Here is a 6,188-nt window from a genome sequence, read left to right as displayed (position 1 = left end):
TGATCTCGCGCAGGAGGTCATCAAAGTTAACAGAAACCCCCTTGTCTTTCAACTGGTTATGCCGACGCTCGGCGCGCTCCTCGGCGCTGGCGGTCAGGAACACCTTGAATGGGGCGTCCGGGAAGATCACGGTGCCCATGTCGCGGCCGTCGGCGACCAGGCCGGGCAGAACCCTGAATGCGCGCTGGCGCTCCTTCAGGGCGGCCCGGACCTCGGGGATGGCGGCGATGGCGGAAGCCAGCGCACCGGTGGTCTCCAGGCGCAGCTCGTCGGTGGCGTCGGTCTCATTGACGATGACACGCAGGCTGCCGTCGCCGGACTCGACGAAGCGGACATGGGTATCGAAGGTGCAGCGGACCAGCGCGGAGGCGTCGGAGGTGTCGATATCGGCCCAGCTGGCGGCCACGCCGACGGCGCGGTACAGGGCGCCGGAATCCAGGTAATGCCAGCCCAGCCGGCGTGCGACAATGCGGCTGACGGTCCCCTTGCCGGCCCCGGACGGACCGTCGATGGTGAGCACGGGAGGTAGCTGGTTCATGGGTTTCCCTGTGGATTTGACCGCCCATTCTAGCCCCTGGTGGGCCGGCACCGAGACTTTTTTGGTGCAACCACTTGAAAGGATGGAAAAAAGCCCGGTAGAATGGCGGGCTTGAACGAGCGTCACCTGCCGATTGTCATCTGCATATCGCGGCCGCGCTCCACCCGAATCCACGTTTACGCCGAGGTATGCAATGAAAGTCCTGTCTTCCCTGAAGTCGGCCAAGTCCCGTCACCGCGACTGCAAGGTCGTCCGTCGTCGCGGCAAGATCTTCGTGATCTGCAAGTCGAACCCGCGTTTCAAGGCTCGCCAGCGCTGAGCCCAAGGGCGTCCCGACCCCGTGGTCGCGACCTGCCTGAAAAAAAAACCGCCTCCGGGCGGTTTTTTATTGCCGATTTTGTTGTAATTGGCCCACACCTTTCTTGATGACTGGGGAGTAGATCGAGATGAAGCGTTACCTGTCCACCCTGCCGTTGCTTGCCCTGCTGGCCTGCGCCAGCGTCCACGCCGACACCCTGCTGATCGACCGCACCAAGGAGCAGCCCACCACGGCCGTTCCGGTTCGCGGCCAGACCGCCAGCCAGGTCCAGGCTGCCTTCGGCGAGCCCAGCGAAAGGCTGGATCCGCGGGGTGGCCAGAAGCGCCAGTGGCCGACCATCAACCGCTGGGTCTACCCGCAGTTCACCGTCTACTTTGAAAAGTCGAAGGTGATCGACGTGGTGGTCAACAAGGCCGACAGCAACGAAGTCGGCCCGAGGCCGCCGATCCGCTGACCCACCACCCCGCCCGCCGGCTCCCGGCGGGTCAACGCACCGAGACCATGAACGACACGCTCCGTTTTCCGGCCGAATGGGAATCCCAGTCCGCCATCCTGATCGCCTGGCCACACGCCGACACCGACTGGGCCGACCGCCTGGGTGACGTCGAGGACACCTACATCGCGCTGGTCGCGGCCATCACCCGCTTCCAGCCGGTGGTGATCATCGTGGCCGACGACGACCTGGAGGCGTACGCGGACGCGCGCCTGCGCTCGAACCGGATCGATACGGATCGGGTGCGTTTCGTCACGGCGCCGTACGACGACACGTGGCTGCGCGATTCGGGCCCGATCACGTTGCGCCGTGCGGACGGCGGCTTCCGCCTGCTGGATTTCCGCTTCACCGGATGGGGCGGCAAGTTCGAGGCAAGCCTGGACGACCAGCTGGTGGGGGTGCTGCACGAGGCCGGTCTCTTTGCGGACGCGGAGCTGCAGAGCATCCCGTTCGCACTGGAAGGCGGCGCGATCGAAACCGATGGCGTCGGCACCCTGCTGACCACCTGGAAGTGCCTGCACGAGCGACACCCGGAACGCGACCGCGCTTCGCTGAGCGCGGACATGGCCGGCTGGCTGGCCCAGGACCGCGTGCTGTGGCTGGACCATGGTTACCTGGAAGGCGACGACACGGACGCGCACATCGACACGCTGGCGCGTTTTGCGTCGGTCGACAGCATCGTGTACCAGGCCTGCGATGACAGCACGGACTCGCATTTCGCGGAGCTGCAGGCGATGGGCAATGAGCTGGCGGCGCTGCGCACGGCCGAGGGCCAGCCGTACCGGCTGTTCCCGCTGCCGTGGGCACGGCCGGTGATCGACGAGGGCCGCCGTTTGGCTGCGTCGTACGCGAACTACCTGATCCTCAATGGCGCAGTGCTGATGCCGGCCTACGGCGACGTCGCCGACGACGCTGCCCGCGACGTGCTGGCCCTGGCCTACCCGGACCACGAGATCGTGCAGGTCCCCTGCCGCTCGCTGATCTGGCAGAACGGCAGCCTGCATTGCATCACGATGCAGTTGCCGAAGGGTGTTCTGGCGGCCTGATCCTGGTCGGCAGTAGATGATTTCACTGACGCCGGGCTTTGCCCGGCGTTTTTGGTTTTGGGCGAACAGCCGATGGGTGCCAGGTTGCCCTGGCTTGGGCCGCCCGGTGCCGGTTTGCGGGGTCGCCGTGAATCCGTCCATGGAGGCTAAGCGGACGCCATCCATGGCGCCGATTCCCCCGCAAACCGACCCCGGTCGACCCTTTGACAGTTGGCCGGTGGCCACGGGAAACGCGGGTCCGGCCGATGGCCGGCGTTGCGGTGCCGATCATTTCCATGCGTTACCGGACGCGGAGGATTTCACGGCGGTCGTTTGGGAACCGACCCTACCAAAGCGGGTCAGCGCACCGTGTCGAATCCGCGTAGTGACACGCCATGCGTGTCTGCCGTTCCCAACCGCACACGACCCTGTATGGGGGCGGCCGCCGGGTAGCCCCCGGAGAGACGCTAGAAAACATGGATGTTTTCTAGCAGCCCCCATGGACGGGTTCACGGCGTGTCTCGGAGCGGGGCTGCCCGGCGGCCGCCCCTGCACGTAGTACTGAGACGCCGGCGTTGGCTTCGGCTCAAACCCATTTAACCCCCAGCACGCCGTGCACACCCATCCGCGATAAACTGCGTTTTTCCCCCTGCAGGACCCGCCCCGGATGAGCTCACGCCACACCCTTTCCGTCGCCCTGATCCAGGAGCGCAACCACGGTGACGCGGCCGCCAACCTGGCCGTGATCGAAACGCGCGTGGCTGAAGCGGCTGCCCAGGGTGCCAAGCTGGTCCTGCTGCAGGAACTGCACAACGGTGCGTATTTCTGCCAGCACGAGTCCGTCGACGAGTTTGACCTGGCCGAACCGATCCCGGGCCCCAGCACCGAACGTCTCGGCGCGCTCGCCAAAAAGCATGGCGTGGTCATCGTCGGTTCGCTGTTCGAGCGTCGCGCCGCAGGCCTGTACCACAACACCGCCGTGGTCTTCGAAAAGGACGGCACCCTGCTCGGTAAGTACCGCAAGATGCACATCCCGGACGACCCCGGCTTCTACGAGAAGTTCTACTTCACCCCCGGCGACATCGGCTTCAAGCCGATCGACACCTCCGTGGGCCGTCTCGGCGTGCTTGTCTGCTGGGATCAGTGGTACCCGGAGGCCGCCCGCCTGATGGCGCTGGCCGGTGCCGAACTGCTGCTCTACCCCACCGCCATCGGCTGGGACCCGGACGACCAGAAGGACGAACAGGGCCGCCAGCGCGACGCATGGGTGCTCAGCCACCGCGGCCATGCCGTGGCCAACGGCGTGCCGGTGCTGAGCTGCAACCGCGTGGGCCACGAGCCGTCGCCGCTGGGTGCTTCCGGCATCCAGTTCTGGGGCAACAGCCATGTGCTCGGCCCGCAGGGCGAGTTCATTGCCGAAGCCGGTGGCGACCCGACCGTACTGGTATGCGACGTCGACCTGCAGCGCAGCGAGCATGTGCGCCGGATCTGGCCCTTCCTGCGCGACCGCCGCATCGACGCCTATGGCGACCTGCTCAAGCGCTACATCGACTGATCCCACAGGAACCCTGCCCCGTGACCGTGCAGCTGCGCGATGCCACCGATGCCGACATTGCGGCCATCACTGCGATCTATGCGGTGGAAGTGACCGACTTCGTCAACACCTACGAGTACGACGTTCCCGATGCGGTTGAGATGCTGCGACGCATGCATGACATCGTTGCGCGCGGTTTCCCCTATATCGTGGCCGAGGTCGATGGCCGGGTTGCCGGCTACGCCTACGCCAATACCTACCGCGGGCGCATCGCCTATCAGTGGACCGTGGAAAATTCGGTCTACGTTGATGCCGCCTTCCAGGGCCGCGGCGTGGGCACCGCATTGATGCAGGGCCTGATCGACGCCTGCGTCTCACGCGGCTATCGGCAGATGGTCGCGGTGATCGGCGAACCGTCCAACACCGCTTCGATCAAGCTGCACGAACGCTTCGGCTTCCACACCGTCGGCATATTCCGTGGCCTGGGCCGCAAGCATGGGCGCTGGCTGGACACCGTGCAGATGCAGCGCGCGCTCGGCGACGGCGCCGACAGCGCCCCCTCGAATGAATGATGAAATGACTGAGAACCTGATGGACCCCACCGGCGACACCCTGTTTGCCGGCCAGCCCGTGCGCGTGGTCGAACGCGACGGCGTGCGCTATACCCTGCTCGGCACCGCGCATGTTTCGCAGGCCAGCGTCGAGGTGGTGGAGCGCGCGATCAACAGCGGTCGCTTCGACGCCGTGGCCGTTGAACTGGACCCGCAGCGCCTGCAGGCGCTTACCAATCCCGACGCGCTGGCCAAGCTCGACCTGGTCGAGGTGATCCGCAAGGGCCGGGTCGCGCTGTTCGCCGCCAACCTGGCGCTGGCGGCTTACCAGCGCCGCCTGGCCGAACAGCTGGGCATCGAGCCGGGCGCCGAACTCAAGCGCGCAGTCGGCCTGGCCAACGAACGCAACCTGCCGGTCCACCTGATCGACCGCGAAGTCGGCCTGACCTTCAAACGCGCCTCGCAGCGGCTCGGCTTCTTCGGCAAGATCAAGCTGGTGATGGGCCTGGGCACCGGCCTGTTCGCGTCCGAAGACGTTGGCGAAGACGAGATCGAAAAGCTCAAGCAGGGCGACATGCTGGAGGCGAGCTTCGGCGAGTTCGCCAGCGAGAGTCCGGCCCTGTATGAAACCATCATCGGCGAGCGCGACCGCTACATGGCTACCCGCCTGCGCGAGGTGCACGACCCGGCCCAGCGCGAGGTGCTGGCGGTGGTGGGTGCCGGGCATCTTGCCGGCCTGGCGAAGTATCTGGAAACCGATACCGACGCTCCCGGTCCGCTGCGCGAATCGCTGGAGTCGGTACCGAAGAAGCGCAACATCCCGTGGATCACGCTGGGCATCCTGGCCATCGTGCTGACCGGGATCGCAGTGGGCTTCTATCGCGGCGGGCTTGGCGTCGGGACCGAGCTGCTGGCGGTGTGGGCGATGTATACCGGCGGCCTGGCGGGGCTGGGCTGCCTGCTGGCGGGCAGCCATCCGCTGAGCATCCTCACCGCGATCGTGGTCGCGCCGTTCAAGCCGTTCCGCCTGAGCATTCCCACCGGCGCCTTCGCCGCGCTGGTGGAAACCCGGCTGCGCAAGCCGGCGTACGAGGATTTCCTCAAGCTGCGTGATGATGCGCAGAGCGTGCGCGGCTGGTATCGGAACCGGGTCACCCGGGTGGTGCTGACCTTCATGCTGACCAATCTGGGCAGCATGTTGGGGTTGTGGTTGACCGGGTTCCAGGTATGGAACAAGGTCGGCGGGTAGATATCGCCCGAACCTGGTACCGCCTGGGTCGGCCAACGGCCGACGCTACCGGGAACCCGCCAAATGAAATGGGGCCACGCATTGCGTGGCCCTTTTTCTTCATGCCGGTTCGATCACCGCGTCGCTGCCCTTGGGTGGCAGGCCCCTCGCCCGCCGCACGATGCGGGCCACGCTGATGCTCATGTCGTCGAGCATCGCGTAGATGGTCGGCAGGAACAGCAGGCTGACCACGGTGGAGAACGCGAGTCCACCGGCGATGGCGCGGGCCATCGGGTAGTACGGCGGGCCGTCGCCCAGCAGCTGGGTGTCGGTCAGCGAGATCGGGATCATCGCCAGGATCGCGGTGCCCATGGTCATCATGATCGGGCGCAGGCGCTCGCGTGAGCCTTCCACCAGCGCCTGGGTGCGGGCCATGCCGCGCCGGCGCAGGTTGTTGATGTGCTCGATCATCACGATGCCGTTGTTCACCACCACGCCCA

At 66.1% G+C, this 6,188-nt stretch carries 8 protein-coding genes; 6 read left to right on the top strand and 2 right to left on the bottom strand.

The genetic code is table 11. The features are described 5' to 3' along the window. A partial coding sequence (gene cmk, locus RYM47_RS19665) for a (d)CMP kinase (RefSeq protein ID WP_315390217.1) occupies nucleotides 1-538 on the bottom strand: 538 nt, incomplete at its 3' end. 193 nt (nucleotides 539-731) lie between these two features. Between cmk and ykgO the strand changes: the two genes are divergently transcribed. The 6 genes from ykgO (at nucleotide 732) to RYM47_RS19635 (ending at nucleotide 5,709) form a co-directional block, all read left to right on the top strand. Then, nucleotides 732-857 carry a type B 50S ribosomal protein L36 gene (gene ykgO / locus RYM47_RS19660; protein ID WP_017355593.1) on the top strand — a complete coding sequence of 42 codons (126 nt, stop codon included), beginning with the start codon at nucleotides 732-734 and terminating at the stop codon, nucleotides 855-857. A 127-nt stretch (nucleotides 858-984) separates the two neighbouring features. Further along, entirely contained in the window at nucleotides 985-1,311 is a 327-nt protein-coding gene (locus RYM47_RS19655; protein WP_070209364.1) for a hypothetical protein, read from the top strand. Nucleotides 1,312-1,358: 47 nt separating this feature from the next. Then, nucleotides 1,359-2,396, top strand: coding sequence for an agmatine deiminase family protein (locus tag RYM47_RS19650; RefSeq protein WP_315390214.1), 1,038 nt, complete (start codon nucleotides 1,359-1,361; stop codon nucleotides 2,394-2,396). A gap of 646 nt (nucleotides 2,397-3,042) precedes the next feature. Continuing rightward, nucleotides 3,043-3,930 carry a carbon-nitrogen hydrolase gene (locus RYM47_RS19645; protein ID WP_068851268.1) on the top strand — a complete coding sequence of 296 codons (888 nt, stop codon included), beginning with the start codon at nucleotides 3,043-3,045 and terminating at the stop codon, nucleotides 3,928-3,930. Between the two features lie 20 nt (nucleotides 3,931-3,950). Next, the gene (locus RYM47_RS19640; RefSeq protein WP_315390211.1) at nucleotides 3,951-4,481 is read left to right on the top strand and encodes a GNAT family N-acetyltransferase; all 531 of its coding nucleotides are present in this window, start codon (nucleotides 3,951-3,953) and stop codon (nucleotides 4,479-4,481) included. Further along, nucleotides 4,474-5,709 carry a TraB/GumN family protein gene (locus RYM47_RS19635; protein WP_315390209.1) on the top strand — a complete coding sequence of 412 codons (1,236 nt, stop codon included), beginning with the start codon at nucleotides 4,474-4,476 and terminating at the stop codon, nucleotides 5,707-5,709. Before RYM47_RS19640 ends, RYM47_RS19635 begins: the two co-directional genes overlap by 8 nt. Nucleotides 5,710-5,808: 99 nt before the next feature. Here the strand turns inward: RYM47_RS19635 and RYM47_RS19630 are convergent. Beyond that, a partial coding sequence (locus RYM47_RS19630; RefSeq protein WP_315390207.1) for an efflux RND transporter permease subunit occupies nucleotides 5,809-6,188 on the bottom strand: 380 nt, incomplete at its 5' end.

It is taken from the genome of uncultured Stenotrophomonas sp. (assembly GCF_963519125.1).
Taxonomy (GTDB): Bacteria; Pseudomonadota; Gammaproteobacteria; order Xanthomonadales; family Xanthomonadaceae; genus Stenotrophomonas.
This window is presented reverse-complemented; position numbering and strand designations above follow the sequence as displayed.

Coding starts and splice junctions, on each gene's coding strand:
- ykgO (WP_017355593.1), top strand. CDS start 732: ATGAAAGTCCTGTCTTCCCTGAAGTCGGCCAAGTCCCGTCACCGCGAC.
- RYM47_RS19655 (WP_070209364.1), top strand. CDS start 985: ATGAAGCGTTACCTGTCCACCCTGCCGTTGCTTGCCCTGCTGGCCTGC.
- RYM47_RS19650 (WP_315390214.1), top strand. CDS start 1,359: ATGAACGACACGCTCCGTTTTCCGGCCGAATGGGAATCCCAGTCCGCC.
- RYM47_RS19645 (WP_068851268.1), top strand. CDS start 3,043: ATGAGCTCACGCCACACCCTTTCCGTCGCCCTGATCCAGGAGCGCAAC.
- RYM47_RS19635 (WP_315390209.1), top strand. CDS start 4,474: ATGAATGATGAAATGACTGAGAACCTGATGGACCCCACCGGCGACACC.